Annotated in this window: 23 protein-coding genes; 7 read left to right on the forward strand and 16 right to left on the reverse strand. The window is 51.6% G+C overall.

All coding sequences use genetic code 11. The features are described from left to right. Positions 1–29 precede the first annotated feature (29 nt). The gene (locus tag Q0W37_RS00390) at positions 30–671 is read left to right on the forward strand and encodes a hypothetical protein (protein ID WP_297697692.1); all 642 of its coding nucleotides are present in this window, start codon (positions 30–32) and stop codon (positions 669–671) included. 194 nt (positions 672–865) lie between these two features. Here the strand turns inward: Q0W37_RS00390 and Q0W37_RS00395 are convergent, their stop codons facing one another. The 9 genes from Q0W37_RS00395 to Q0W37_RS00435 all read right to left on the reverse strand — a co-directional run bounded on the left by Q0W37_RS00395 (position 866) and on the right by Q0W37_RS00435 (position 12,555). Continuing rightward, entirely contained in the window at positions 866–2,152 is a 1,287-nt protein-coding gene (locus Q0W37_RS00395; RefSeq protein ID WP_297697694.1) for a hypothetical protein, read from the reverse strand. Between the two features lie 113 nt (positions 2,153–2,265). Next, positions 2,266–2,835 carry an anaerobic ribonucleoside-triphosphate reductase activating protein gene (nrdG, locus tag Q0W37_RS00400; protein WP_297697696.1) on the reverse strand — a complete coding sequence of 190 codons (570 nt, stop codon included), beginning with the start codon at positions 2,833–2,835 and terminating at the stop codon, positions 2,266–2,268. Position 2,836: 1 nt separating this feature from the next. Further along, complete coding sequence (gene nrdD / locus Q0W37_RS00405) at positions 2,837–2,983, reverse strand: anaerobic ribonucleoside-triphosphate reductase (protein ID WP_144264974.1); 147 nt, start codon at positions 2,981–2,983, stop codon at positions 2,837–2,839. A gap of 91 nt (positions 2,984–3,074) precedes the next feature. Beyond that, positions 3,075–5,405 (reverse strand): anaerobic ribonucleoside triphosphate reductase, encoded by a 2,331-nt coding sequence (locus Q0W37_RS00410; RefSeq protein ID WP_297697698.1) that lies wholly within the window; start codon positions 5,403–5,405, stop codon positions 3,075–3,077. A 400-nt stretch (positions 5,406–5,805) separates the two neighbouring features. After that, positions 5,806–6,588 (reverse strand): SIMPL domain-containing protein, encoded by a 783-nt coding sequence (locus Q0W37_RS00415; protein WP_297697700.1) that lies wholly within the window; start codon positions 6,586–6,588, stop codon positions 5,806–5,808. Next, positions 6,578–8,083, reverse strand: a complete 1,506-nt coding sequence (locus tag Q0W37_RS00420) for a sodium:solute symporter (RefSeq protein WP_297697702.1) — start codon at positions 8,081–8,083, stop codon at positions 6,578–6,580. The genes Q0W37_RS00415 and Q0W37_RS00420 overlap by 11 nt, the downstream gene beginning before the upstream one ends. A 92-nt stretch (positions 8,084–8,175) precedes the next feature. Next, complete coding sequence (locus Q0W37_RS00425) at positions 8,176–9,996, reverse strand: sensor domain-containing diguanylate cyclase (protein ID WP_297697704.1); 1,821 nt, start codon at positions 9,994–9,996, stop codon at positions 8,176–8,178. A 10-nt stretch (positions 9,997–10,006) separates the two neighbouring features. Then, positions 10,007–11,146, reverse strand: a complete 1,140-nt coding sequence (locus Q0W37_RS00430; protein WP_297697706.1) for an LptF/LptG family permease — start codon at positions 11,144–11,146, stop codon at positions 10,007–10,009. After that, the gene (locus Q0W37_RS00435) at positions 11,143–12,555 is read right to left on the reverse strand and encodes an LptF/LptG family permease (RefSeq protein WP_297697708.1); all 1,413 of its coding nucleotides are present in this window, start codon (positions 12,553–12,555) and stop codon (positions 11,143–11,145) included. Before Q0W37_RS00435 ends, Q0W37_RS00430 begins: the two co-directional genes overlap by 4 nt. Positions 12,556–12,620: 65 nt before the next feature. On the opposite strand from Q0W37_RS00435, the gene Q0W37_RS00440 reads away from it, so the two are divergent. The 3 genes from Q0W37_RS00440 to Q0W37_RS00450 all read left to right on the forward strand — a co-directional run bounded on the left by Q0W37_RS00440 (position 12,621) and on the right by Q0W37_RS00450 (position 16,170). Further along, the gene (locus Q0W37_RS00440; protein ID WP_297697710.1) at positions 12,621–13,475 is read left to right on the forward strand and encodes an outer membrane protein assembly factor BamD; all 855 of its coding nucleotides are present in this window, start codon (positions 12,621–12,623) and stop codon (positions 13,473–13,475) included. Positions 13,476–13,543: 68 nt separating this feature from the next. After that, entirely contained in the window at positions 13,544–14,578 is a 1,035-nt protein-coding gene (locus tag Q0W37_RS00445) for a hypothetical protein (protein ID WP_297697712.1), read from the forward strand. Further along, positions 14,578–16,170: a hypothetical protein gene (locus Q0W37_RS00450; RefSeq protein ID WP_297697714.1), complete on the forward strand. Its 1,593-nt coding sequence runs from the start codon at positions 14,578–14,580 to the stop codon at positions 16,168–16,170. Before Q0W37_RS00445 ends, Q0W37_RS00450 begins: the two co-directional genes overlap by 1 nt. A gap of 11 nt (positions 16,171–16,181) precedes the next feature. Here Q0W37_RS00450 and Q0W37_RS00455 read toward each other — a convergent pair whose 3' ends face one another. The 4 genes from Q0W37_RS00455 to Q0W37_RS00470 all read right to left on the reverse strand — a co-directional run bounded on the left by Q0W37_RS00455 (position 16,182) and on the right by Q0W37_RS00470 (position 19,386). Then, on the reverse strand, positions 16,182–16,610 hold the full coding sequence (locus Q0W37_RS00455) for a hypothetical protein (RefSeq protein WP_297697716.1): 429 nt from the start codon (positions 16,608–16,610) through the stop codon (positions 16,182–16,184). Positions 16,611–16,701: 91 nt separating this feature from the next. Continuing rightward, a complete protein-coding gene (locus tag Q0W37_RS00460; protein WP_297697718.1) occupies positions 16,702–17,613 on the reverse strand; it encodes a hypothetical protein in 912 nt (303 codons plus the stop codon). Between the two features lie 3 nt (positions 17,614–17,616). Continuing rightward, a complete protein-coding gene (locus Q0W37_RS00465) occupies positions 17,617–18,054 on the reverse strand; it encodes a hypothetical protein (protein ID WP_297697720.1) in 438 nt (145 codons plus the stop codon). A gap of 54 nt (positions 18,055–18,108) precedes the next feature. Then, positions 18,109–19,386 (reverse strand): class I SAM-dependent RNA methyltransferase, encoded by a 1,278-nt coding sequence (locus Q0W37_RS00470; protein ID WP_297697722.1) that lies wholly within the window; start codon positions 19,384–19,386, stop codon positions 18,109–18,111. Between the two features lie 228 nt (positions 19,387–19,614). Between Q0W37_RS00470 and Q0W37_RS00475 the strand changes: the two genes are divergently transcribed. Both Q0W37_RS00475 and Q0W37_RS00480 read left to right on the forward strand, forming a co-directional pair. Then, the gene (locus Q0W37_RS00475) at positions 19,615–21,192 is read left to right on the forward strand and encodes a hypothetical protein (RefSeq protein WP_297697723.1); all 1,578 of its coding nucleotides are present in this window, start codon (positions 19,615–19,617) and stop codon (positions 21,190–21,192) included. Between the two features lie 99 nt (positions 21,193–21,291). Continuing rightward, positions 21,292–23,196: a glycoside hydrolase family 9 protein gene (locus tag Q0W37_RS00480; RefSeq protein ID WP_297697725.1), complete on the forward strand. Its 1,905-nt coding sequence runs from the start codon at positions 21,292–21,294 to the stop codon at positions 23,194–23,196. Positions 23,197–23,261: 65 nt separating this feature from the next. Here Q0W37_RS00480 and coaE read toward each other — a convergent pair whose 3' ends face one another. Beyond that, the gene (coaE, locus tag Q0W37_RS00485; protein ID WP_297697727.1) at positions 23,262–23,828 is read right to left on the reverse strand and encodes a dephospho-CoA kinase; all 567 of its coding nucleotides are present in this window, start codon (positions 23,826–23,828) and stop codon (positions 23,262–23,264) included. Then, positions 23,829–24,698 (reverse strand): DMT family transporter, encoded by an 870-nt coding sequence (locus tag Q0W37_RS00490; RefSeq protein ID WP_297697729.1) that lies wholly within the window; start codon positions 24,696–24,698, stop codon positions 23,829–23,831. It abuts the gene before it with no gap. An 82-nt stretch (positions 24,699–24,780) separates the two neighbouring features. Between Q0W37_RS00490 and mscL the strand changes: the two genes are divergently transcribed. Next, the gene (gene mscL, locus Q0W37_RS00495) at positions 24,781–25,224 is read left to right on the forward strand and encodes a large-conductance mechanosensitive channel protein MscL (protein WP_297697731.1); all 444 of its coding nucleotides are present in this window, start codon (positions 24,781–24,783) and stop codon (positions 25,222–25,224) included. A gap of 69 nt (positions 25,225–25,293) precedes the next feature. Here mscL and ribF read toward each other — a convergent pair whose 3' ends face one another. Further along, positions 25,294–26,211, reverse strand: coding sequence for a riboflavin biosynthesis protein RibF (ribF, locus tag Q0W37_RS00500; RefSeq protein WP_297697732.1), 918 nt, complete (start codon positions 26,209–26,211; stop codon positions 25,294–25,296). Positions 26,212–26,287 lie beyond the last annotated feature (76 nt).

Genomic DNA, 26,287 nt, shown 5'->3' on the forward strand with positions numbered 1-26,287 from the left:
CTCTTGGGAAATTTATAAAGGAGAACAGAATGAAAAAAGCTTTGTTGAGCGCCTCCATGGTGTCCATGGCAATTCTCTCCGGTTGTGGAGACTCCGATACCGAGTCCGTTGCTTCTGCACCGATGCCCGACGGAGTCGTCAAGACGGTCGCCGACCTGGGTACCTGCAGCGGTTCCAGCGGCAACGTTATGCAAGTCATCGCGACGGGCAGCTATTACCGTTGCGAAGGCGGCGAATGGGTCGAACAGGGCTGGTTTAAGGAAAAGCCGGCCTCGTCCAGCACCGTAACAATCAAGGACGAATCCAGTTCCAGCGCCAAGAAGAAAGACTTTGACGATTCCAGCGCAAGCACCGCTCCTAAAAGTTCCTCGTCCGAAGAGTTAGAGTCCAGCTCCTCCGAAGAAGAAGAATTGGAATCCAGCTCCAGCGAAGAGGAAGAAATCGAAAGCTCTTCCTCCGAAGAAGAAGAATTAGAATCCAGCTCCAGCGAAGAAGAGGAAATCGAAAGCTCCTCCTCCGAAGAAGAAGAATTAGAATCCAGCTCCAGCGAAGAGGAAGAAATCGAAAGTTCCTCCTCCGAAGAAGAAGAACTGGAATCTAGCTCCAGCGAAGAAGAAGAGGTCATTGGAAGTTCGGATTCTAGCGAGCCGATTCCTGACGAAAACGACTAACGGATTCGACTAGAACCACAGGAACGGTTTCCTGCTACACAAGCAACAATCCATCTTCTATTGAAAAGTCCTGGCAGCTTCGCCAGGATTTTTTTGTGCATAACAATTCTGGGCATAGCAATTTTGTGTATAACAAGGAAAGGCCTCCGGAATATCCGGAGGCCTTCTTGTCTAAGGAGTAAAAATGAGGCTTGCTACTTTTCGATCGTGTACTTCACGAATTCTGCGTCTTCGATATCGGCTTCGACACCTTCATCGTTGACCGGAAGAACAATGTAGTACAGAGTCGTCACGGACGAGCTGAAGTCATCCAGATCGATCGTGTAGGTCGTATCGGTCGTGTAGGTGACATAGGAGAAGTCATTCGCCACGTTCGTCTTGCGATAGATGTTGTAGCGATAGACATCTTCCTTAGATTCATTCCAGGAGAGAACGACTTCGTCATCGTAGAATTCATCCGGTTCGATCTTCAAGCCCTTGACGTTATCGGGCTTTTCGCTGCTAGCGTGCTGACCCACCACGAACGAGGTGCTCACCTTAGAGGAGGCGCCATCGACAGAGTAAACGGTACCGGTAACGGTGTAGGAGCTACCCTTGGTCCACTTGCCGGAGTAGGGAGAAACAGAGACCGTTCGCTTGTCGGAGCTCAGCGATACAGAAATCAGCACGTTCCTGCCAGCACTGGTTTCAACACTCCAGTTCGCAGTCGTAACAGAATCGCGTTCGAGTTCGGTTGCATAGGTGAAGGTGACATCGGAGGTCGTGTCAATTTCGGTAGTGTTGTCAGCAACACGGACCACCTGCTGCGTGCTCTTGGAGAGGTTGATGGATGCCACGTTGACAACATCACCGGCCCTAAAGGTTTCGCCGCCAATGAGAATAGCCTCGCCGCCGACATACTTCTTGGAATCGATCTGTTCCTGTCCCACATAAATGGAAACTTCGGTACCTTCAGGAAGGTTGTTGAAGGAATATTCACCGCTTTCAGTCGTCTTTTCCGTAAGTTCGGACGGAACGAAAATGTCGGGCAGTTTGGCATAGACGGTCACGCCCGAGGCGGCCTTCAGCTTGCCCTTGTCGTCGTGATAAAGAACGATACCCTTAGCCTGCACACCGGCCTTGTACATCGGAACGGTCGCAATGACATCGCCCACGCGAGGAACATCGCCCTTACCCTGTTCTTGGAGGGTAACGAAGGCATGAACCGTAGCATAGCCATCCTTGGAAACCTGATAGCTATGGTCGCCCAGGAGCTGGTCGCTCCACACGGAAAGGCCAAGTTCATCGGAAACAACAGTTTCGTCGTCTACCACGGAATAGACCGTGACGCCAGAAAGGGCTGCACCGGAATGGTTATCGACCGCCTTGATTGTAATCGTACCCGTATTCTTAGCATCGTCGTTGACATTGGTCACGGTGCTATCACAGGCCACCAGGAATGCCGTTGCGGCAGCAAAAGAAAATGCATGATAAAAACGCATTTGTCCTCCTACATAAAAAATACGCACAAAATATAACAAACAAAGTACTCCCCGTCAACAAAAATCGCGCCCCGAAAAGGGCGCGATTCCTAGCATTTCTACTTAAAATGGAATCAACAGGTGGCGAACTCCGGAACCAGGTCGGGGCGGGCCTTCATTTCGTCCAGTTGAATCTGGTGAAGCACTACATGGCCTTCAAGCAGGCTCTGTTGCACATCGATAATGCGCTGGTTGCTGGAGCCCCTGAACTTGAGTTCCAGGGAGCGCTTTGCCAAGATAAACGGGCCGTCAATCAAAATGTCCGCAAAAGTCAAGAGTTCGAACATTTCGGGACGCTCGTGCGTCAGTTCCATCAGGCGTTCGTAGGTGTAGCCGGTGAAAATCACCAGGTTCATGCCCCGTTCCTTGATTTCACGCGCCAAAGGGATCAGGGCTGCCGCCTGGTCCATCGGATCACCGCCACTAAACGTGATGCCGTCGAGCAACGGGTTTTCCTCGATCATATCGAGGATTTCTTCAATATCAATAAAATGACCCCCGTTAAAATCGTGGGTCTGCGGGTTCTGGCACCCGGGGCAATTATGGTGACAACCTTGAGTAAAGATTGTCATGCGGATTCCGGGACCGTCCACGAACGATTCGGGTTCGATTCCGGCAATCCGCAAGCGAGGGTATTCGTCCATACTATACGCCGTGCTTCACGCGATCGTTCACTTCGGCACGCTTGGCGTTGTTGAAGCGATCGACGGTACCGACGAGGTAACCCGTGATGCGGCGGATACGTTCGAATCCAACACCTTCACCATACTTGTTCAGTTCTTTTTCGGACATTGTTGTTTCTCCTTGCTAGAAAATTGTGATTTCGGATTTCAGAATTCAGAATTATTTTTCAATTCCGAAATCTGAATTCCGCATTCTAAACTTACCTGATTCCTTTGAATACGGGCATGCCGGGGTACAGCTTGCGAAGTTCCTCGATCTTTTCGGGAGCAATCGCATGACCTTCGGTACGGCCGCAACGCGGGCAGCAGTCACCGATGACGCCCACGAATCCGCACACCGGGTCGCGGTCGACCGGGTGGTTAATGGATCCATAACCGATACCGGACTTCGCCATGTGATGCACAATCTTTTCGAATGCATCCAGGTTCTGCGTCGGGTCGCCGTCAAGTTCGATATAGCTGATGTGACCAGCGTTGGTAAGCGCGTGGTACGGGGCTTCCAGCGAAATCTTCTTGAAAGCGGAAATCTTGTAGTACACCGGAATGTGGAAAGAGTTGGTGTAGTAGTCGCGGTCGGTGACGCCCGGGATAATACCGAACTTCTTCTTGTCCATGCGCACGAAACGGCCGGACAGGCCTTCGGCAGGCGTAGCGAGCAAGCTGAAGTTGAGGCCGAGACGTTCGGATTCCTTGTCGCAGAATTCGCGCATGTGGCCGATAATCTTGAGGCCGAGCTTCTGGGATTCTTCGGATTCGCCGTGGTGCTTGCCCGTGAGCATCACCAACGTTTCGGCAAGTCCGATAAAGCCGATCGAAAGCGTACCGTGCTTGATGACTTCGCCCACGGTGTCTTCCCAGCCGAGCTTGTCGGAATCAATCCACACGCCCTGTCCCATAAGGAACGGGAAGTTCTTGACCTTGCGGCGGCTCTGGACGGCAAAGCGTTCCATGAGCTGGTCGCTCACCAGCTGAAGCATGCGGTCGAGTTCCTTGAAGAACAGGTCCACGGACTTCATCTTGATGGCGATACGCGGAAGGTTGATTGACGTAAAGCTCAGGTTGCCACGGCCGAAGCTGATTTCGCGGGACGGATCGTAGTGGTTACCGATCACGCGGGTACGGCAGCCCATGTAGGCAATTTCGGTTTCAGGGTGGCCCGGCTTGTAGTACTGCAGGTTGTACGGGGCATCCTGGAAGCTGAAGTTCGGGAACAGACGCTTGGCGCTCACGCGGCAAGACAGCTTGAACAAATCGTAGTTCGGGTCTTCCGGGTTCAGGTTGATGCCTTCCTTGACGCGGAAAATCTGAATCGGGAAGATAGCCGTTTCACCACCGCCGAGGCCTTCTTCGGTCGTGAGGAGCAAGTTCTTCATGACCATGCGGGCTTCGGGCTCCGTGCACATACCGTAGTTGATGCTAGAGAACGGAGTCTGGGCACCGGCGCGGCTATGCATGGAGTTCAGGTTGTGGACGAAAGCTTCCATGGCCTGGAAGGTCGCCTTGTCGGTTTCTTCGTAAGCCATCTTTTCGGCAAACTTCTGGGCGTTGATCACCACCTCTTCGCCATAAGTCTTGGAAAGTTCACGGGCTTCGGTATCCTGGAACTTTTCGTTCGGCACGAGTGTTGCCACCATGCCCATTTCGGCCATTTCGGAATGGAGCTTCTTGACGACCGGCAGAATTTCTTCTTCGGTCTTGGAAGTCAGGAGCATAAGAGCCTTAACCATGTTGGCCAAATAGCTCTTACGGTACGTGATACGCACGCCGTCGGCCATGGCGTAGTCAAAGTTCGGAATGGACTGGCCACCGTGCTGGTCGTTCTGGTTAGACTGGATTGCGATAGCGGCCAATGCGGCATAGCTACGGATATCCTTGGGTTCACGCAGATGACCGTGACCGGTGTTGAAGCCGTTCTTGAAAAGCTTCTTGAGGTCAATCTGGCAGCAGGTCATGGTAAGGGAATAGAAATCCAGATCGTGGATATGGATATCGCCTTCCATGTGGGCACGGCTGTGCTCGGGCTTGAGCATCATCATCGTGTAGAAATGCTTGGCCGATTCGGAACCGTACTTGAGCATGGTGCCCATGGCGGTGTCGCCATCGATGTTCGCGTTTTCACGCTTAAGGTCGGATTCCTTGGCAGAACTGAAAGTAATGTCGCGGAGCGTATGCATGAGGCGAGTGTTCACTTCGCGCACGCGGGTACGTTCGGCACGGTACAAGATGTAGCTCTTCGCGGTATCGGCGTAGCCGCCTTCGGTAAGAGACTTTTCTACAGCATCCTGGATTTCTTCGATTTCGGGAACGGTCTTGCCCTCGGCTTCGAGCCTGCCCACTACATCGGCAGACACCTTGAGAGCCGTGCTCGTAAGCACGTCATCGCTACCCAACAAATTTAACTGACTTTGGGCGGCCTTGATCTGTTCATCAAGTTCACCCGAGGCGCGGAAAGCCTTGACAATAGCATCGGCGATTTTTTCAATGTTGAACGGCATCTCACGGCCGTCACGCTTCCTTACAGAAACAATCATCTACCAATCCTTGAGTCCGGCGGAATCGGCCCCCTGTGGGCAAATTCCGTATCGAACATACAATTTTCTTTCAATTCCATTCTTTACTATATCTTGTGCCTTTGAAGCTTTCATAAACACAAGATATGGAAAACAATATAATAAATGTCTAAGTCAATGGAAGGTATTTTTCGCGATTTTTATCAAATTTAAGTAAAAAATATTTTTACAAAAAGCAACTTATCAACAATCCGAACAACGGACCCCGGCGATACTTTTGATAAATTCAACGACAAAAAAAGCTAACCCCTTTATTTATAAGCAGTTAGCAATCTTGACAAAAACAAATGTTTATCAACAGAAAAATGAAAGTTTTTTGTATGTTACATCTTGACAAAATCAAAAACTTGTTTTAGCACCCCTATTGGAGCAATTCTGCAACCAGATGAATCGACGCACGGATTTCCACGGAATCCGCCACTGCAGTAAGGTTGTCGGCACCGGCCGCATCAAAGGACGCGTATTTCGCACCCAGAACATTTCCCATGAGAGAACGTCCATAGACTACCCCGCTCGGGCCATTTTCACTCACCGAAAGGACTCGTCCCAACTTGCCCCCCACACTTTCGGCATAGCTGGTCGCCTTTTCAAGCGCCTTTTTCCCGGCCGTATGGATAATTTCCCTTTTCAGTTCGGCCTCGTTCTTGAGAGATGCCGTCGTATGGTTGATTTCGACATCCAGTTCGGCAGAAAGCACCGCAATAACGGCAGCCGCCGTTACCCTGGAAGAAGTCCTGATAGCAAAATACTGACACACGACATAGCCCGTAAGGCTGCGCGTCCCCTTGTCATAGGACCATTCCTTACGCATTTCGACACTGTTCTGTTCAATGTCCCCTTCCGTAACGTCCAGGCTATTCAACTGACTAAAGATAGACGCACGGCGGCTAGTCAACTGCTTAAACAGAAGTTCCTTGTCCTTACCATGCAGCTCCAGCATGGCAACCGTCACGAACTCGTTCGCCTCGTACTTCTTGGATTCCGACACCTGTACCTCGACAGAAGGAACCGCAGAGGAGTTCCCCATACGCGGAATCATCTGCGAAAGCCTTTCCGCAGAGGAATCATCCCTATCCACCGAAACCACGATGAAGGCGACAAAAATCAAGAGGACAATAACGAAGGGCAGCAACTTATTGGACATGGTTACTCCTATTGTTAAACAGATTTGCAATTCCATTGACAAGCATAGCAACAACGACAGTCGTCGTCATGCTGATAAAGGGCATCCAGGGCCAGCTGAAGATTCCGCCCAACACGGCAGGCACTCCAAACGCAGGAATCCCCTGCACAAGAATCAGGCTTCCCATGCCGCAAAGAACAGCGACAATCACGACCCATCCCCGAAGCTTGTTCATACCTACGCCAAAGAGCTTATCGCCAAAGAAGGCGAGCAGGAACATGCCCAGGAGCGGCCCCGTGAACAGCCCCGTAAAGAACAGGGCATTCTTGAGAAGACTCCCCTGCTGGGTTGCGGCAAAAAGTGCAAAAAAGATACCGAGAACACCCCATACGACCGTCCAAATCTTAGCTCGCTTGAGGCCGCCAATTCCCTCGTTTTCACCCCAGCCCAGGATATCGCGTTCGGAGGTGTTCCCCAGCGAATTGATGGCACTCGAAAGGCTACTCATGGCCGCGGCACAAATCGCCGCCACGATAAGGCCAGTAACGCCCGCCGGAAGCCCGTTCACAATGAAATACGGAAAGACGTCGTTCTGTCCCAGACCTTCGGGAAGGCTTGCCACGTGCGCCTTCTGGTAGTAGACATAGAGGGCGGCGCCCACCCAGTAAAAGAGAATAGAGACCGCACAGCCGAGCACCATCGAAAGCACACTCGAACGGTTCGCCGCCTTGACATCCTTGCAACTGAGGTAACGCTGCACGAACTGCTGGTCGCAGCCACGGATCGCAATTTCAAGAATCGCGTAGGCAAGCCCCGCCGACACCAGCGTACGGGCATTCGAAATATCCATCGAGGCATCCCACCACTTGGTCTTTCCCGCCTCGGAGGCGAGTGTGGCCATTTCGCCGAATCCGCCGACAGAATTCGCAATCACCAAAAGCACCAGGACGCCGCCACCAAAGAACACGCAGAACTGCATCACGTCGGTCCAGATGACCGCCTTGATGCCACCAAACCACGTATAGAATATGGCCACCGCGGCAGACACGATAGTGGCAAGTTTAAGGTCGATATGCAGAATCTGCGCAAGCACCAGCGACGGAGCAAACAAAAGGATTCCCGTACGGAGTAGCAAATGCAGGCAGTAGAAAACGGCAGCAAGCCTGCGGACCGATTTCGAGAAACGCACCTCGAACAGCTCATAGGCGCTATTGATTCCCGAACTGCGGAATCGGGGGATAAAGACGAAGCCGACAACCACGATGCTGATAAGCGCTCCTATCTGGAACATCAGGAACGTCATGTTGTCGCCATACACATCGGCAGGCGCCCCGAGGAAAGTCGTCGCGCTCACCGACGTTGCAATCAGGCTGATGCCCACGGCCACCCACGGAATGGAACCGCCGCCGAGCATGTATTCCTTAAGGTTCTTGTTGCCACGAGAGACGAACAGGCCTATGGCAACGGAGAGCAACAGGTAAAGGACAAGAACAATCCAATCGAGAAGGGTAAACATAGTTGGAAGTAGGAATTAAGGATGTCATCCTGGAGCGCAGCAACGGGATCCAGCACAGGATTTTCCCCTGCGGTCGAGAATGACGTTTCTAGTTAAACTGCCGCAGGTTCGGGTTCAGTGGCCTGGAACTGCACTACCTGGTTACGGCCGCCTTCCTTGGCACGGTAAAGCGCCTGGTCGGCATTGTTGACCGCCTTCTGCAAGTCCCCGTTAAAGCCCGGCGAAAGAAGGAACGCACCGATACTCACCGTTACGCGCAAAGGTTCCGCCTGGTGCACGTCAAAGACCAGTTTCTGCACCGACTTACGGATGCGTTCAGCCGTTTCGACCATCCCCTCGGCATCGGTGTCGATCAGGGCAACCACGAATTCTTCGCCACCGAAACGCGCCACGATGTCGATATCGCCGCGGATTTCCTTGCTGATGGTGTCGGCAATTCCCTTGATGACCACATCGCCAATCGGATGCCCGTACGTATCGTTTACACTCTTGAAATGGTCAATATCCATCATCAAAACACCGATACTGTACTGGTTGCGGTCCGCGCGGCTCTTTTCGGCACGCAGCTTTTCGAACATCGTCTTCTTGTTGATAAGCCCGGTATGTCCGTCGCGCATGGCCTGTTCACAGCCCTGTTCAAACTTGCAGGCACGGTCGTATGCAAAGCCTGCCACACTCGCAAACGCCTTGAGCAGCTCCTTTTCATGATCGTTATAGGGCATGGGGCTGCTGCTTTCAAGGCAAATCGCGATTTCGGCCATTTCGGCATCGTGCTTTGCCGCAATAGGCATCACAAAAATCTGGCGCAGGTTCAGGTTCCTCTTTTCGGAATCGTTCAGGCGCGGCACGTAATCCTTGAACCCAGGCGCAAAGCTACGTTCTATAGGACGGTTGCGCATGATCGACAGCACGAAAATGCCCTTGTCCGAAAGCGTGAAGCGCTTGTTCAGGAACTGTTCGGAATCCACGCCGTCACAGAAGACCACGCGGCCATTCATCTCTTCGTCCTTGTCGAGAGCAAGAATCGTCAGGCGGTCGTAGGCCATATTCGCCTTGACGTAATTGATGATTTCCTTATAGATATCCTTGACTGACATGGTCTTGAAGAACTTGCGCAAGTAGTTGTAAAGTCCACTATACTGCTGCAGGGCGATATGCTTCTGCGCCGAATAGAATCCCTTGTAGTCGAGCATGGAGATGGCACTAGCCACAAAGCTGAGTGCACGCGCCGTCATGTCATTAAAGGCATTCGGGTAAGTAGAATCCAGCACCACGGCACCTACGCGGATGCCGCTACCGTGATCCACCAGGGGAACGGCCACCACGGACTTGATCGGGGTCGAATCCACGTAATACTGCAGGCTTTTCGCTCCCGGCAAATCCCCTTCAAGGAGCCTTGTCACACCGGAACGGAAAAGCTGGCTCAAGAGCCCGGACGTTTCCGAAATACGGGCGGAGGGGTTCACCGAGATTTCCTTGTCGTTCACAAAGTTACGCACCCCCCATTCCCTGGGGTTGTCGAACTGGGTAAAAACCAGAGCGGAATTCACATGGGGCACGACCGACTTGAGGGCGAGGAGCATATCGGTCATCGCACGGTTAATGTCGGCATTGGCACGCGCCCACACCTGGCTCACCTTGAGGGCGGCCTCGGGTTCGTTCGCCATGCCGTTACTGTTGCGGAATTCCGAACGCAGATCGGGGGCAACCTCGGGAATGGCCCCCGTCGCACGTCCCTTGATAATCATCGGAAGGGAACCCGTCGACGACGGACCCGCGAGGCGCGGACGGTTCAGGCAGGCAAGCACAAAGGCCACCACCGCAAAGGGAATCAAGAACAGGAGCATTCCCCCCTGGAACGCAAGGCCAATAAAGAGCCCCGCAACGACGAACAATACCTCAGCAACAGCCATATTTATCCCATTATAACCGGAAAGAACGATACAGCATCACGACAGATACGCCACCGTAAACAAAGTGACTAATCCACGCCGCCCAGAAAGGCGATAGTGCACCATTTTCTCCCATCTTTAAACCAATTCTTTCAAGGATATAATAGCTAAAAACAATCAACAGGCCAACCCCGAACTTCTGGGAAAGGCCCCCAGAACGGCTATACCGGTGGCAAAGGGCGGCCCCGATCAAAAGAACGATCAAATTCATCCAGTGAGCGGATCTCTTAAACTCAAGGGCGGTCTCCATGGCACGCGTATCTTCACCGGAACGGCGCAGCACGTTGATTCGCGCCTTCACCATCTTGGAATCCATTTCGTCTGCCGTCTGGCGCTCGTTAATCAGGTCGTTCGGATGGGTTCCTACCTTATTGCAAATCTTTTCATGCGTAATCGGGTAGACGTTCACCGAGCCGTCCTTGTTGAATTCGCGACGGTTCCCCTTTTCGAACTGCCAGCATCCCGGTGGCGGGTCAACACTTTCGAGCCTCGCCAGCGAGTCGAGGGAATCGGCAGGGGGTGTTTCTACCCAACGGACCATCTTGGCGTCATAGCGTTCCTGCAGGCGCCCCTGGTCCCTCAAGAGCAGCACCACGTCACGGCCGAGGCGGCTCTTGCCCGAATAATGCCTAAAGAACCAGCTCGCGCGTTCGCTATCGATAAAGGTAAAATCGCGTTTTTCCTTGATGCGCGGATTCTTCTTTTTCTGGGCGTTGGTTTCCATCGTTTCGAGGCGCTTGTGGTTTGCGTCAGGGAGCCAGAGTTCGCTCATTTCGTAGGAGCCTATCGACACGAGGACACCGAAAATAAAAATCGGGAAAAGCGTTTTCAGGGGACTCTGCCCCGAGCTCTGCATGGCACTCGTCTCCAGGTGACGCGCCATATTCCCCACCGAGGCCAGCACGGCGATAAAAAGGGCGACCGGCGTAATCAGGTACACCATGTAGGGAATGTAGCTTACATAGTATTCTACCGCATCCTTGGTATCGCGGGCAAGCCAGGTCTTGATATTTCCAACAAAGTCAATGACCGCAAACATGAGGATTGCGCCCAGAAGCACCAGCAGGAACATCTTCATGAAGTTCCACATCATGTAACGGGTGAACTTCATCCGAACCTCCTGCCGAAAAAGCCGAAGATGTTCTTGAAGAAACGCCCCACGGCACGAATCGCCCTGAAGAACTTGGAATCCCCCGAGAACCGGTCACGAACCATCGCAATCGTAATGAATATACCGAACGAACCGATAATGATATTCGACGCCCACATGGCAAGAATCGGATTGATAAGCAACCTATCCGCCATATTTTCGCCCCCGATCAGGCAAATCCAGTAAATCACGAAGAACGAAAGACTGTAAAGGATACCCGTACCGATGCCACCCTTGCGAGCCATGATACCGAGAGGCGCCCCGATTAGGATAAAGATAAAGCAGGCAAAGCCCGTACTGTATTTCTTGTGGATTTCGACCGTGTACTGCGCCTTGCGCTTGAGTTCCGCTTCCATGCGACCGTACAGGCGTTCCGTGGTACGAAGGGAAGAAATTTCCTGGATGCGAATGCGCTGCAAGGACCTGCGACGCTGGATGGAATCCAGGGCTACGCCGCTTTTCACCTCGCTTGGGACAATCGAATCCCCAAGGATATTTTCCTTCATTGCAACTAGCGTACTCAAGCGAGACTCGAGAGCCTGCGTCTTGGCCTCGTCGTATTTCTTTTCGGCATCTTCCACGACTTCCGTCATCATTTCGATAGGCATTTCGCGGTCGCTCCTGTAGTTCCTGCTACGGCGTTCCAGGCGGTCATCGACGTTTTTCATGGCGAGGTCTTGCGAGAAGAAGCGGATTCGGAAATAGTTTTCGGGGTTGTCCGCATCGGTCATGTGCGTTTCGCCACTGCGCAAGCGGAGCATGAGCGTTGCCCCGTTATCGGCATATTCCATGGTCGCGCTATCGGCGTACACAATGCGCGGAGCCCCGCGCCGTTCCATTTCAAAGATCTGGATTCCGTACAAAGTTCCCGACACCGGATCGATATGGCTCACCCACAGCTGTACATCGGGAAACTGAGTGATAAGCCTACCCGCATCGATAAACACGTGCGGTTTCTTTCGCGACACGGCATTCATGAGTTCCACCGAACGGTGGTTTGCCTCGGGCAGCACCCAGTTGTTAAAGACCACCATCAGGACCGATATCAACATCGAGACAATCAGCACCGGGCGCATCAGCGAAAGAGGCGAAACGCCCGCCGCCTTGCAGGCCGTAATTTCCTGGTCTCCCGAAAGACGTCCAAACGCCATAAGGCTTGCCACAAGGACCGCCATCGGAATCGAAAGCGAAAGCATCCAGGCGAGGTTCAAGGCAAAAATTTCAAGAACCGTCGAGGCCGGAAGCCCCTTGGAAAGCACGTTGTCGAGGATTTTTACAAGGAAGTCCACCACGAACAGGAACGTTATGCCGAAAAGGGCCGCCAAAAATGGGGCTATCAGCTCTTTCAACACATAGCGGACTAGAATCATCTTTTCTTGAATTACAAAATTTTCTACTTTACGGGTGTAAAATTAGAATTAACCAAAGAAAAAAAATGAAGCTGTTCAAGAATATCCCCCTATTCCTTTACCTTTTGGCGTCCGCCGTAGCCCTGATCGGCTGTTCCTCCAGCGGACAGACCAAAATGAAACATACCGAATGGTGCAGGATCCGTTTCGAAAACGCCGAAGAACTTTTCAAGAAAGGAAAGTACGGACGTACAACAGACAAACTCGAAGAAATTCTTTCGACCTGTGCCGGCACGGGATACATGGAACAGGCCCAGTTCCTGATGGCAGAAAGCTATTTCAACATGGAAGACTGGATCGAGGCGCGTGGCGAATACGGTAGCTTCATCTTGAACTTCCCGGGTTCTCCCTTTATCGAGACCGCCGAATTCCGCAAGGCCGTTTCCTCGTTCAACATGGAATTCCGCGTGAGCCGCGACGAAGCGAATACGACCGTTGCCATGAAGGACTTCGAACGCTATCTGTCGAACTACCCCGAATCCCCGTTACGTGACTCGGTGAACTACTACTACAACCTGCTGGTGGAGCGCCTCGCCGAAAAGGAATTCCAGACCGCAAGGCTCTATATGCGAATGGACAAGTACCAGGCTGCAGTCATATACCTCAAGGAATTTTTGGAAACCTACCCCAACAGCAAGCGCCACACCGAAGCCCTGTTCATGATTACCGAGGCCTACAACGAACTCGACCAGTTCGAAACGGCAAAACTCTACCTGAACATTGCGCGCAACGAGGCCTCGCCCGACGACAAGGACATCCAGAAGAGAATCGAAAAGAACGAAAAGGCGATCAACAAGTCCGAAATCGCCTTCGCCAAGCGCATGAAAAAGGATTCGCAGAAGAAGAGATTCTGGAAAGAAGACCGGCAGATGCAGAACTAAGGGAATTCGGATTGAAAATATTGGAGTGTCATCCTGAGCGAGTGTAACGAGTCGAAGGATCTAAGAAGTTGAGAATTCTTTTACACATTCTCCTTGTGGCAGTCTTAGCCGCAACAGTCATGGCCGACGAAGAGACTTCGACTCGCGACCGTTCCAAGCTGTCCGTCTTTTTGCAGCCCGCCGTTTCCTTTTTGGATTTTCCCGAACGTGAATATTTCCAGAACGCCGTCGATACGCTCTACTACAGCTTTAAGGAAGACGCCCTGACCGAAAGCGAATCGCTAAACGTCGCAAAGCAGGATTTTCAGAAGGTGAATTTCTGCTTTCCCCTTTCGGCCGGACTCCAGTACCAGATTTTTCCGGATAACTTCGTAAGCGTCGGGGTAAGCTTTATCTACGACCACGAATCGGTGGTCCTTACGGACCGCAAAAGCCGTTCCCACAACTACAGCTACACCATTCAGGGCATGCCCCTTTTCCTGGAATACAGGATCGGCATTCCGAGAAATCTCATGACCCTTTCGGGAGAAAGCCTGTTCAGCGTCGCCGTGCGCTGGTACTGGGTGCTTCCCGGCACAGAAATCTACACCACCTGGGGTGGGCTCGAAGCGGAAACGCCCCTACTTGGAGCAGGCTTTGGCGTAAGCATCGGCTATCTTATCGCGAACTGGAAGAACTTCAACATTTACGGGGATATCGGCTACAGTTCCATCAAGGTGCAATCCAACGAAATGTTTTCCGACATCGTTCCCGACGGTCCCGAAAAGAAGGCGAAGTGGAACATCGGAGGACTTACGATGCAGGTGCGCATAGGCTTTGGCCTTTGGAACGAACCTGAACCCATCGAAGAAGATGACGATAACGACAAGCCGACGGAACAGACGACCGAAAAGGTTACCCAAACAACGTTGCCGCCGCCACCGCCCGGAAACAATGCTTCCGTAGACGAAGCAACCACAGGCGAAAGCGCAAAACCTGCAGAACCGCCTGCCAGCGAACCCGTGGAACAGGCAGCAAAAGAACCTGTAGAAAAGAACGAACCCGCCGCAGAAAAAGAGCCGACCGCAGCACCCTCGACCGACAAGAATTCCCCGGAGGAATAATGAGCTTTCTTCCCGGAGAACGGCTACACTACGCCGAGACGCATTTCAAGTTCAAGCTTCCCTGGTCGCTTCTCTATAAACCGTGGCCCGAAATACTTGTGGACGCCCCGTTTCAGTTCGTTCCCGGAACAGAACCTACCTTATGGATCGTCATTCGCGATGCCCACCGTTTTCCGACACTTCTCGAAGAAATGGAGCTATCCATTAAGAGCGTCAGTGATCCTAGCGGAATATCGCAGACTAAGGAAGAAACGGTTATACGCAAGACCATCGACCTTCAGATTCATGCCAAGGAGCAGTTCGAATTTCACCCCCTAAAAATCGGCGCACTCCCTCCCGGAAACTACGAAATCGCCAGTACCCTGACCGTACGCCGAGAAAGCGAAGGAGAAACATTAAAGGCCTCCAAAAAGTTTAGCCGCTGGAACTACCCCGGATTAAAGCCCGCCCCGTTAAGAATTCAGGTTCTCGCCGAAGTTCTTCCCAAGGCACCGGGATTTGTCGCCGGGGAAATGCACTGCCATACACATTATTCGGCAGACCACGTGGAACACGGAGCCTCACCGGAAGTCTTGCAGCACGCGGCAAAAGCCGTCGGACTCGACTTTGTGAGCTGCACCGACCACGCCTACGATTTCGCCTATACAACGGAAGACTACACCAAGGAAGCGGACTCGCCTCTTCCCCGCTTCGATTCCCTCCGCGAAGAAATCAAAGCGCTGAACCAGGCCGAAGGAATGCCGCTCATGGTCGCAAGCGAAGAGGTTTCCGCAGGAAATTCAAAAGGCGAAAACGTCCACATGACAGTCCTTGGCCCCGAGGGATACCTCCCCGGACTCGGCGACTGCGGACGGAACTGGCTCAACAACAAGCCCACGTTCAAAATTCCAAAGCATCTGGAAATGACAACGGCACACTGTTTCGCGGCGCACCCGATGCAACCCATGGGCTACCTCGAAAAGTTCATCTTCAGACGCGGTTACTGGAGTCACAAGGATTTAAACCTAGACCGTCCTCATAAAATTCGCGGCATCCAGTTCTGGAACGGAATCCGCGATGAAGGTTTCAAGCTCGGATATGAATGGTGGATCGAGGAACTCGGCAAGGGAAACGACCTACTCCCCATTGGAGGAAACGACGCCCACGGAGACATGAACGACACAACATCCGTCAGTATGCCGCTGTTTTCGCTCAGGCATAGCCGCGATCATGTTTTCGGGAAAGTCAGAACAGTTGTGAAGTTAGACGAGAGACCGCTCACGCTCGCCGCCATAAACGAGGCCTTCGCGGGCGACAACTGCTACATTACCGACGGGCCCGCCCTCTGGTGGGAACGTGGCGAAAAGCAAATCATATTCCACGCGCGTAACACCGCAGATTTCGGCGGCGCGTTCCGCTACATCCGCATCTACGGGCGCCGCCGAGCCGCCAACGGAAAGTTGGCTACCGAGGAAACCCTCTGCATGGAAAGCCTAGTCGCCGCCCCCGAGAAGACTGACATTACAGTCTATGCGGACAATTTCGCCTACTTGCGCGCAGAATGCGAAACGGCTTCGGGCAGATTCGCCCTGACATCGGCCGCCGTACTCTAGCCGCATTTCAATTAAAGTTCGCCGTACTTTTCCTTAGGTTTCATGTCGCTTGGGAGCAACTGTCCGGGGCTGGTACGTTCCGCATCCTTTCCCTTCAAATTCGGACTGAACTGCTTGACCTTCGCCTTTTTCTGTTCAGCCTGCAGGTCGATCATGTGACGTTCCCATTCCTGCATCGCCTGGTCCAGTTCCGCACGGGCATTGAGCATCAGCTCCTTAAGTTGCATCAGCTCAAGCATCCTGTCGCGCTTCATGATCCACAGTTCCTCTTCTTCGGGCATACGCTCGATGTTGAAGAGCAGGTTCAAGTAATCCTCTTCGGCGGCGCGGTACGCCTTTTCCATTTCCTTATAGACCATGTAACGGTCATCCACCATCGTCTGCTGCGGGGAAGGATGAGACGCACACCCCACCAGGATAAGGGTTACTAAGAAAAACAATTGTGCACAAAAAAACTTACGCATAAACTTCAATAAATGAAAAATGAAGAATTAAAAATGAAATCAATTCTTCATTCTTAATTTTTAATTCTTAATTTCCTTCTGGTTTCTTCACCGTGTAAAGTCTTTCAAGCGTCACCTGGCTCTTGAAGGTAGCCGTATCCTTCGTATCGGGATTCACCATCGTGTGCGTACCGACCTTGACTTCGCGTTCCTGGCAGGGCACACCCGTCGTCGGATCAATCATCACCTCGAACTGGGTCTGGTATTCAGCCTTGAGTCCCTTGTTGTACTTTTGGAACTTTTCAGGAACGATACCGCTATTCACGTGTTGCTCCCAGATATAGTATGGGAAATTTTCCGTTTCCTTCAGGTACACAATGTAGTCTAGACAGTGGCGGTGGTCGCGATTTTCAAAGCCCTTCACCACCACGGAATCCACCTGAATCAGCGCAAAGTTCAAGCGTCCTTGATCCTTGAGCATCTGCGTGATGTTACCCTTGGTAGGGACTTCACCGAGCAGCATGTGGTCCATTTCCCAGCGGTGCTTTTCGAGACGTTTCAGGTGAGGTTTATAATCCGGATTCAGCAGCTGCTTACGCCAGACCTCGGGCATGGGAATCCGCGAAAGAAGCGAATCATAGCCGTCATCGAGACCTTCCACGTTCTTTACCTCGCGGTCAATCGCTGTCATGTCCACGGACTTTACGCGCCAGGCAAGTTCAGACGGCATATAGTTCTTGAGGTAGCCACGGGACTTGTCCATCACGTATTCACGATGGAGTTTGAGCGAATCCCCCACACTAGAATAGGTGAGGTTCGCGTATGCGGCAGTCACCGTTCCCATCTTTTCTTCGCCCTTCAAATCAATTGTCGAAAAATAACCTTCCGCGTAAAGTTCCACATCGACCGGAGCCGATACCTTGTAGTTCACGTTCACTTTGGATTCACCGCAACCGCCAAGTACAAGGGCAGCTGCGACTGCGCATAACATCTTTTTCATGAATTACCGATTCTTAGTCAATAAAATTTGCTTGGACAAGAGAACCTTTCCGTCACCGCTCACTTCGATCACAACGGGTCCCGGTTCCTTCTTGCGGCACAACTCTCGAGCGGTCATGAGTCCTCCGTGGCGAGACTTTCCTTGCAACGTATAGACGCCCATCTTTTCGCTCACGGCCACCTCGTGGCTCCAAATTTCAGCACCCTTGCTTTCAAGCGTACCTTCGTAGAAAGTCGTTTTCAACTTGGCAAAATCAAAATTCTTGCCGTAGCGGAACTGCACAATCAACTGGTCCTTCATTTCGAATTCGCTCGTCGTATCGGCAACGACTTCCAAATTGGGATTCCATTCCCTGCCGCACACAATCGCCGTTTCTTCGACCGAGCAACCAACAAACAGGCAACTCAACATTGCCACTGCGGAAAGCAACCACTTTTTCATACAAGCCTCCTCGTACAAATCTATGGTTAAACTAGCAAATTCCAGATTTTTCGGCTAACGAGAAAGCACAGACATCATTTCCAAATGGGGGGTCTGCGGGTAAAAGGCGAACCCTTCAGCCTTTTTCAGGCTAAACCCGGCCTCACGGAACTTCACGTAGTCGCGGGCAAACGTTACCGGATCACACGAAACGTAGATAAGTCTGTTAACGGAACTTTTCACGATCGCCTCTAAGGAACTCGGCGGAAGCCCCGTCCTTGGAGGATCCACGATCAAGGTTGCAGGAACATTAACCACGTTTTCGGAAAGCCAGTCCTCGGCCGGGGCGGAAACATTTTCAATTAATTTATTCAGATTCTCGTCTAAATTCACCTTGGCATGTTTCAGGCAACCCTCGTCACGTTCCACGGTCGTGATTTTCTTGAAACGATCTTTTAATAGGGCCGCAAAAAAGCCAACGCCGCTGAACAAATCAATGAGCCATGCGTCGCTCGCCTCGCCATTTGCAATGCCTTCATCGACGGCCTTCTGCACCGCATCTACAAGTTCCGGCAACAGAGAGAGATTGCTCTGGAAAAACACAGACGCATCCGAACGGATTTTCTTCCCTGCGATTTCGACGACGCACACGGCATTCTTTTCGAAATCAGAGGCGGGCATTCCCTTATAATAATAGCTGATTTTGCCATTTCCATTGTCAAACAGATTGACATCCAATTCAATCCTGGATGTATTCCGATTGGCCTTGCGGTTCGTAAAGCGATTCGGTTTTTTCTTATCGGAGTTCTCGGAATTCAGGACAAATTCATCATAAATTTTCGAAGCATTTTCTTTCAAAAACTCATTCAGCGCAGAGGTCAATACAGGGCATCTTTCAAACGAAATAATGCCGTTACTCTTTTGCATACGGAAGCCATAATGCACACGACCGTCTTTTGATGCAGAAATCACCACGCGAGCGCGATTCCTGTACCCCCAGGCGGGTCCCGTATGCACCTTGAAATTTTCCGGCAGTTCCGTACGCGTAAGACGCCTGAAATTTTCGCGAGTCACCGTTTCGTAAAAGAGAGCCTGTTTTTCGCTATCCAAGTGTTGCAAGCTGCATCCGCCGCACTTTCCATAAAGCGGGCACTTCGGTCGCACGCGATCATCGCTTTTTTCGATGACTTCTACAGTATGCCCCTGGGCAAAGTCTTTCTTGTCACGAACAATTTCTACGCGACAAAGTTCTCCAGGCAAGCCACCTTGTACAAAACACACGCGACCATCCGGAAGATAGGCCAGGCCCTCGCCGCCCTGCACCAGTTTTTCTATACGCAAATCAAGAAGCATCGGAGCAAATATAGTTATTAGCTGGCAGTAGGACGAAGTCCGTTAGTAGTTTGTGATTAGAAATGAAAAGCAGAAAAAACTACAAAATATAATCACGTTTTTGGGCAAAAACGAGAATTCCCTCAATTTTGCAAACAACTGTTGACAAAATGAGGGTAAAATCTTTTTTCTCTTGTTTTTACAAAAAAGCTTTTCTAACTATAGCCGCCACCAAGCATCAAGGCCCCTATGAAAAACTCGTACAAAATTCAATCGTTCGACCCCTATTTCGAAAAGAAATTCATCACTCTCTGTGGCGAAATTTCACAAGACAGACCTCTTCCGTACACTCTCTTTACCGAAATAGAACTCAGGGACGTTCCCATACAGGACATCTACAAGATCATCAATCTCGGTTGGCAATTCAACCACATCGACACTCTTGACCTTTCTAAAAGTTTTAACGACAACCTGACCGACCTTATCCATTCCGGATGCGACCTGACCGGCAAATGGACAGATATTACGCAAATCGGTTCAACCTCCATCATCGCCTGCGAATTTCGGCGGCTTTCCCCCGAAGCAAACATCCGTTTTGTACTGCGCAGTCAAAGCAAGAAAAAGCACGCCCGAATTTTCATTTCCGTTTTCGACACGGATAAGAACAAAGTAAATAGAATTATCAACGAAGTTCTCGACATTTTCAATATTTTCGCAAGCAAACCAGAAACACGAATATTCACGGTATCCATGGGCGAAGCGTTCCGGACAAACCCCATCACCGTCTGCCTTAAAATTTTCCGTGAACTAGTCATTCGCCAAACGCCGCCCATCCATGTTCCAAAATTTTTGTCAAGCGGTCCTGACACCCAATGGAAAATAAACCTTTGCGGGCGCAAGGAAGATCCTACACGAAAAGTCATCAAGGAAGTTATCCATACCGAGAAGGGAACCGTCAACTTAAAAAGGTTTGCAACCGAAAAGGAACAGAAAAAGGGAGCCAAAAAGGCGAAACGCGAAAAACTCGAAGATAAGGTTGCCCGTCAGGACAAGGCCCTGGAACAGTTGCAAGAAAAGCTCCAGTCCGTCGAAAAGGCCTACGCAGCGCTCCTGAGCACAAGCAATTCGGCCACCCTGAAACGGGACCGCGAAATAGAAACGCTACAGCAAAAGATCGAACGGCTCAAGCGTTCCAAGGATTTCGCGATCGAAAGGAAAAACGAAGAGATCGAAGAAATTCAGAAGCTCACCAACCAGATGCTTGAGCACAACAACCAGGAAAAGATTCTACTCGAAGACGACAACCGAAATTTCGGCAAGCGCCTCCAGGATGCCGACTGGCATATTCAAAACCTACAGGCACAGGTAAGTTCCCTAAGGCAACGGCAGGAACGCACCGGAATCGTAATCCCCCCTGAGCAGGAATCGGAAAAATTTGCCGGAGAATTCGAGATTGCGCTAATGAGTGCCCTCCACTTTGCAACGGAAAACTATTCGGGGAAAGCCAATTCATGTAAATTAAGATCACAAGATATATGGAAGGCTTTCATATCGGCAAATTCCGATGCGGAACGACGCTACGAGGCATACAAGCAAGACGTTTCACAACTGCTCAACGCAAGCCGCAAAAACAACTTTCTCCGAAATACGGACATTCTTGGCAAATTCGGAATCAAGTGCGATCATCATACGAACAACCATATCAAAATTCGATTTTCCGATGACGACCCTCGTTATTCCAGTACGCATGGGTCAACGCCCAGCGACAACACCTGCGGCGCCAAGAATTTTGCAGAAGACCTCAAGAACGCCTTCTTTTATTATTAGCAATTGTAGTTTTCAAGCGTAACCACTTTCTATAGCGCCCCCTATACCACCCCCGAAATAAATGGTTTAGATTTACGACAAACACAAAAGGATGGTTGTATGGGCATCAAACAAAATATTCACACAGCACTCGCTTCGGCACTCACGCTAACCGCACTTAGCGCAACAGGACTATTCGCCGCCACCGCCTACCAGAACCAGGTCGGTTTCTTGACAAAGAGTCAAAAACAAATGGCTGTCATCGGAGCCGAAGGGTCTGAAATTGTCTTTAAGGACGCCTCGGGTACCGAAGTCCTCAAGACTACGGTTCCTGCCGCCCAGGCATGGGCTCCCGCAGGAGATACGGCCGCATCGCTCGTCGATTTTTCAGAAATCAAAACAGCCGGAAGTTACCAGGCCTACATTGACGGCTCCCCCATCGGTCACCCCATTACCGTAGCAGACAACGCCTTGGAAGATATTACCAAGGCATCCCTCAAGTTCTTTTATTATCAACGTTCCTCGACCGAACTCACCGAGGAATACGCAGGAATTTACGCCCGCCCCGCAGGGCACCTCGACACCGCCGTCAGATACCACATTTCGACAGGTATCGACAATTCCGAAGCCCGTTTCAACGGAGCCAAGGGCTGGTACGACGCGGGCGATTACGGCAAGTATATCGTGAACTCGGGCATTACCACCTACACGCTGTTGCAGCTCTACCAGCACAACAAGGAATATTTCAAGAAACTCAACCTGAACATTCCCGAAAGCGGAAACGACGTTCCCGACATTCTCGATGAAATCCGCTGGAATCTGGAATGGATGCTCACCATGCAAGATACGACCGACGGAGGCGTTTTCCACAAGCTGACCACCCTGAAATTCAGCGGAACCGTCATGCCCGCAGGCGATGTCGTACCTCGCTACGCGATTGGCAAATCGACACAGGCCACCTGGGATTTTGCAGCCGTCATGGCTCTTTCTGCAGACATCTACTACCCCTACGACAAGGATTTTGCAACCAAGTGCGCAGCAGCCGCTTCCAAGGCTCGCTGGTGGGCCATCAACATGCAAACGGCCTACTTTACGCAGCCTTCCGGCGTCAACACCGGCACCTACGAAGACCGTAACGCAAGCGATGAAAAAATCTGGGCAAACGCGGAACTGTACCGCATTTCCAAAAACCCCGTTTTCTCGGAAGTCATCGAAGCTTTCCCCCTCGTTTCCGGACGCTGGAGACTTCAGAGCTGGCAAAGCACGAACGCCCTTGCAGCAATGACAATCGCCACTAACCCCGAAATCTTCCCGAAGGACTTTGTCGATTCAGCCACCGCCTGCATCTATTACCTGGCAGACAACTACATTGAACTCCTCGCAGAAAACGGATACGGCGTCGCCATGACCGAAAACGACTTCAACTGGGGTTCCAACAGCTTTGCGGCAAACAAGGGAATGATCCTTATCCACGCCTACATCCTTTCTAAGGACCAAAAATACCTCGATGCCGCCACGGGACTTCTCGACTACCTGCTCGGCAGGAACCCGATGGACATTTCGTACCTCACCGGTTACGGCGTCAACTCCGCCAAGGATCCGCACCACCGTCCGAGCCAGGCTGACGGCATCGACGCACCGATTCCCGGAATGCTCGTCGGAGGTCCGAACTACACCGCGAACGACTGCGCGAAAAACATGGTCGACAACAAGGCTGTTGCCAAATCCTATTACGACAACAGCTGCAGCTACGCCACCAACGAAGTCGCCATCAACTGGAACGCCCCCTTCGCCTACCTCGCCGGAAGCTTGCAGGCCATTGCCGCTACCGGCAAGAGCTACGACATTACGGAACTCCCCTCAAACGCCTATACCGTCGACAAAATTTCCAAGAGTAAGCCGACTTCAAAGCCCCTGAGCACAACGAACAAGCTGATTTTCCGCAACGGAGGACTTCAGGTCAAGAAAACCGACGCCCAGGGCAACATCCAATACTTTAACATGAGCGGAAAACGTATCCGCTAACAGAACAAGAACCTCCCAATCCCTCCTCCATACACCAAAATGCGGCGCCGTTCGGTGCCGCATTTTTATAGCATTTTCAAGACCGCAGTCCGCAACGTATTTTCGTCGCCGGAATTGTCGATAAAGCGGATTTTCTTTCCAGGGAAAAGCTCTCGCCAAAAACCTTCGCCATCGCGAACCCGCTGCAGTTCAATGCGGCGGCATGCATCCTCTTTACTAAAGTTGCGGTTTTCCACAAGGCGTTTCAGGCGCACCTCCTCGCTTGCAGTCACCACCCAGATTTCATCGAGGGCCTTCACTAGTTCGGGAACGTTTTCAAGAAGCGCCGCCTCCACAAAAGCGGGATTTTCCCGAAGCAGGTAAGATGTCAGCACCGGATACACAAGCGATTCAAGATGCGCCCTCGCAGACGAATCCTTAAAAATCAGGTCGGCCATGCGGCTACGGCAAATACCCTTTTCGGTAAGCATGTCCGTTCCAAAGGCATCGGCAATTGCAGCGCGTAAACCGGCATCATCGCGGTACAAATGATGCACGGCAACATCAGCGTCAATCACGCGAATATTTCGGTCACGCAAAATGCGACCGACTAGCGACTTTCCCGCCCCTATTGAACCTGTTATGCCAATCATCTACTTTCCCAAAGCAATCAGACAAATACCCACAATCACGCCGAGCAGGGCGACAAATTTCATCTTGCTCTTGCGTTCCTTGAAAAACAGGAGTCCCGCGAAGAACGAAATAAGCACACTCGAACGGCGAAACACCGTAATAATCGAAATCAGCGCGTCCTTGTCGCTCACCGCCACAAAGTAACAGCGATCCGCGATAATCAAGAGGACGGCGACTAGCACCATAGACCAACGGAACTGAAACGGAGTTGTCTTGTGGCGCCGCGGAAACCAGGTAACGGCACAGATGACAAACTGCCAGAGCATCATGTAAATACTGAACCAGACCTGCACCGTCAGGGGATCAAAGTTCATACGCTGCAAAATAAACTTGTCGTAAACGCCGCTGCATGCCGCAAGGATTGTCCCGAGCACCATGCAAATCACCCAGCCGTTGCTAAAGAAATGTCCCATTTCCTTGCGGCCGGCCAAACTCAAGCCCACATACGAGCAGATACAGATTGCCACCCCCACCCACTGGAGAGCAAAGGGGCGCTCCCCCATGAACGTGACGGCAATAAAGATCGTGAAAACCGGAGCCAGGGCGCGAATCGTCGTCGCGATACTCAGCGGCAGGTGCGCAAGCGCATTGTAGGTCAAGATCCAGCTTCCCCCCACAATCGCCGCCTTACCGAACAAGTACACGTGACTTTGAAGGGGAAGGCTTTCGCAATGTCCCGTAAAAAGCATCGGGGACATAAAAAGGGCGTAAAAGGCGCTACACAAAAAAAGCGTCACACGGACAGCATTGTCCTGCACCGACTTTTTCTTGGCAAGGTCGTAGCACCCGAGAAAAAACGCCGACAGAAGGGCCAGAATAAACCATGACATAGCACTCCAAATTTAGAAAACCCTCTTGCCAAAGCGATATTTTAAACATATTTTTATCTTAACTTCAACAAAAGGATCCAATATGGGTATCAAAGGTAAAGCAACATCCCTGATCGAAGAATTCAAGGCCTTCGCATTCAAGGGAAACATCGTCGATATGGCCATCGGTGTTATCATCGGTGGTGCTTTCGGTAAAATCGTGACTTCCTTCGTAAACGACATCGTGATGCCGGGCGTTACAGCCATCATCGCCATGGCGGGCGGCAAAGATGCCGGCGAAGGCCTCAAGTCCCTTTCCTACACCACAGCTGCCGGCGTCGAAATTCCCTACGGCAACTTCATCGGTGGAATCGTCGACTTCCTCATCGTCGCCATCGTGGTCTTCCTCGTGATGAAGAAGTTCCTCGGATTCATGCAGAACATGCGCAAGCAAGAAGCTGAAGCCCCGGCAGCACCTCCGGCACCTCCCGAACCCTCCGCCGAAGAAAAGCTTCTCACCGAAATCCGTGACTTGCTGAAGAAGTAATCACACCCTAGCGAGAACACCCTGCAAAACACCCCGACAGTGATGCCGGGGTTTAATTTATTCTGCCATTTATTCAGCCCAGTGGTTACCGTTGTAGTTGCGTGCGGTATCGGCATCCATTCCGATCTGGCGGACCAAATCGTCCAGACTCGGGAATTTTTTTTCAGGGCGCAAGTAGGCCATCAGGTCCAGGACCATCGGGCGACCATAAATGTCCTCGCTAAAGTCAAGCAGGTACGCCTCGATTGCAAGTTGCTGATTTCCCGTAGAAGGCTGCGTACCGATATTCACCACGGCACGGAATACGCGTTCATCGTGGGCGCCATCGGCATCGACGACACCCGGAAGGCGCGCCGTCGCCACATACACGCCACGCTTGGGCAGGAACTTGTACTTTTCCACCTGAAGATTCGCTGTCGGAAAGCCGATCGTATGTCCAAGACGCTTTCCCGAAACAATCGTTCCGGACAAACGATAAGGGCGCCCCAGATAAGTCTGCGCTCGCGACACGTCGCCATTCAACAGCGCATTACGCACGGCAGAAGAACTCACGCGTTCCCCCTTATGGAGCACGATCGAAAGCATCGCCGTCGATAGTTCGGGGAAAGCCGCGGTAATCGTCTCATAGTTCCCCTTGCCACCGGCACCAAAGCAATGGTCATGTCCAAAGAACATGGCGCACACACCACGCTTTTCGATAAGTTCGTTTCTAACAAAATCGTCAAACGGAAGCTTCGCCACTTCAGGAGTAAAAGGAAGCACCAAAAAATCAAGGCCAAGGCTCTCGATAAATTCGCGTTTTTCTTCGGTAGTCGTCAAAAGCAGCGGATCGCCGGGGCCACGCAGAACGTAATTGGAATGGGGTTCAAAACTGATAACCGTCGGAGTCCAGCCGTTCACTTCGGCAACGGCCTTGAGCGTACGGAAAAGCGCCTGGTGTCCCAGGTGGCATCCGTCAAAATTTCCCATCGTTACCGCACGCTTCATTTTTACCTCATTTATCATTCCCGCGACCCATCACTATCATGCCAGTCTCTTTTCTGTCATTCCCGCAGCCCTACAC

Origin of the sequence: uncultured Fibrobacter sp. (genome assembly GCF_947166265.1) — a bacterium.
Classification (GTDB): Bacteria; Fibrobacterota; Fibrobacteria; order Fibrobacterales; family Fibrobacteraceae; genus Fibrobacter.

Excerpts from the sequence above, each read along its gene's own strand:
- Q0W37_RS00480 (WP_297697725.1), top strand. The coding sequence starts at position 21,292 with ATGGGCATCAAACAAAATATTCACACAGCACTCGCTTCGGCACTCACG.
- Q0W37_RS00475 (WP_297697723.1), top strand. The coding sequence starts at position 19,615 with ATGAAAAACTCGTACAAAATTCAATCGTTCGACCCCTATTTCGAAAAG.
- Q0W37_RS00435 (WP_297697708.1), bottom strand. The coding sequence starts at position 12,555 with ATGATTCTAGTCCGCTATGTGTTGAAAGAGCTGATAGCCCCATTTTTG.
- Q0W37_RS00465 (WP_297697720.1), bottom strand. The coding sequence starts at position 18,054 with ATGAAAAAGTGGTTGCTTTCCGCAGTGGCAATGTTGAGTTGCCTGTTT.
- Q0W37_RS00450 (WP_297697714.1), top strand. The coding sequence starts at position 14,578 with ATGAGCTTTCTTCCCGGAGAACGGCTACACTACGCCGAGACGCATTTC.
- Q0W37_RS00410 (WP_297697698.1), bottom strand. The coding sequence starts at position 5,405 with ATGATTGTTTCTGTAAGGAAGCGTGACGGCCGTGAGATGCCGTTCAAC.
- Q0W37_RS00425 (WP_297697704.1), bottom strand. The coding sequence starts at position 9,996 with ATGGCTGTTGCTGAGGTATTGTTCGTCGTTGCGGGGCTCTTTATTGGC.
- nrdG (WP_297697696.1), bottom strand. The coding sequence starts at position 2,835 with ATGGACGAATACCCTCGCTTGCGGATTGCCGGAATCGAACCCGAATCG.
- Q0W37_RS00420 (WP_297697702.1), bottom strand. The coding sequence starts at position 8,083 with ATGTTTACCCTTCTCGATTGGATTGTTCTTGTCCTTTACCTGTTGCTC.
- ribF (WP_297697732.1), bottom strand. The coding sequence starts at position 26,211 with ATGAAGCGTGCGGTAACGATGGGAAATTTTGACGGATGCCACCTGGGA.
- Q0W37_RS00470 (WP_297697722.1), bottom strand. The coding sequence starts at position 19,386 with ATGCTTCTTGATTTGCGTATAGAAAAACTGGTGCAGGGCGGCGAGGGC.
- Q0W37_RS00430 (WP_297697706.1), bottom strand. The coding sequence starts at position 11,146 with ATGAAGTTCACCCGTTACATGATGTGGAACTTCATGAAGATGTTCCTG.
- nrdD (WP_144264974.1), bottom strand. The coding sequence starts at position 2,983 with ATGTCCGAAAAAGAACTGAACAAGTATGGTGAAGGTGTTGGATTCGAA.
- mscL (WP_297697731.1), top strand. The coding sequence starts at position 24,781 with ATGGGTATCAAAGGTAAAGCAACATCCCTGATCGAAGAATTCAAGGCC.
- Q0W37_RS00395 (WP_297697694.1), bottom strand. The coding sequence starts at position 2,152 with ATGCGTTTTTATCATGCATTTTCTTTTGCTGCCGCAACGGCATTCCTG.
- coaE (WP_297697727.1), bottom strand. The coding sequence starts at position 23,828 with ATGATTGGCATAACAGGTTCAATAGGGGCGGGAAAGTCGCTAGTCGGT.
- Q0W37_RS00440 (WP_297697710.1), top strand. The coding sequence starts at position 12,621 with ATGAAGCTGTTCAAGAATATCCCCCTATTCCTTTACCTTTTGGCGTCC.
- Q0W37_RS00390 (WP_297697692.1), top strand. The coding sequence starts at position 30 with ATGAAAAAAGCTTTGTTGAGCGCCTCCATGGTGTCCATGGCAATTCTC.
- Q0W37_RS00490 (WP_297697729.1), bottom strand. The coding sequence starts at position 24,698 with ATGTCATGGTTTATTCTGGCCCTTCTGTCGGCGTTTTTTCTCGGGTGC.
- Q0W37_RS00460 (WP_297697718.1), bottom strand. The coding sequence starts at position 17,613 with ATGAAAAAGATGTTATGCGCAGTCGCAGCTGCCCTTGTACTTGGCGGT.
- Q0W37_RS00415 (WP_297697700.1), bottom strand. The coding sequence starts at position 6,588 with ATGTCCAATAAGTTGCTGCCCTTCGTTATTGTCCTCTTGATTTTTGTC.